Source organism: Streptococcus sp. GMD6S (assembly GCF_000297015.1).
In genome coordinates this window covers 1-767 of the sequence record NZ_AJRH01000216.1, presented here as the reverse complement: position 1 = coordinate 767, position 767 = coordinate 1, and the positions used below count along the sequence as shown (strand labels likewise).

At 25.4% G+C, this 767-nt stretch carries 1 protein-coding gene and 1 pseudogene; both read right to left on the bottom strand.

All coding sequences use genetic code 11. From position 1 onward, the window contains the following. Positions 1-513, bottom strand: a pseudogene (locus GMD6S_RS09770) (competence system sensor histidine kinase ComD); the annotation flags it as partial. Between the two features lie 20 nt (positions 514-533). Then, positions 534-659, bottom strand: coding sequence for a competence-stimulating peptide ComC (comC, locus tag GMD6S_RS09765; RefSeq protein WP_008282505.1), 126 nt, complete (start codon positions 657-659; stop codon positions 534-536). Positions 660-767 lie beyond the last annotated feature (108 nt).

The window sequence follows — 767 nt, the reverse complement described above, 5'->3', positions numbered from 1 at the left end:
AAACAATAAAATATGCAAACCAAAGAAAGCAACTATTACTTTTTTTAAAAAAGGGTACAGATAATCTTTATCAAAATAAGTAAGTTCTAAATGGAAATAAGTAATAATTTTTTTAATAATAAAATATGTTAGTAATAGTACTCCTAAATAAAACATCACTTCATGTTCTATCACAAAAGCATCACCTGTTATAGAGGATAGGGTTACTGATAAAAAAGTATGTGTACTATGATATAATAAAGACAATAGTAAACTGATAAACATTCCTTTATGCTTATCATACTTCTTTAAAACTACTATAGAAGTATATAGAATAAAAGGAAATATAAACTTTTCAATCCCTAACCCAGCTAATGAAATAAAGTCAAAGAAAAATTCAGCTACAGACTGATATACAAATATACAAGCTATAAATAAATATCTTTCTTTTTTAGTTACTTTACAAATTAATTCATAGCTTATTGTTAAAATAAAAATATGAAGAATAACTATTCCAAATCCTAATAAACTCATCCTATCACCCTATAATATTACTACTTTGTCCTATTTGAAAAAAGATGTTTAAAAAAGTAAGGTAGTCTTTTATCTCCACCTCGAATCTCCTGCAATTCTGCCTCTGTTACTTCTTTAAATTGTTCCAACTTTACTGTATTTTTCATAATGAAATCTCCTGTATTATTTTTTCTTGTAAGTTAACTTACACATCTATTATACAAAATGAAGACCATGTAAGAAAAAATTCTTCCCAACTGTACATTTTTGCACCT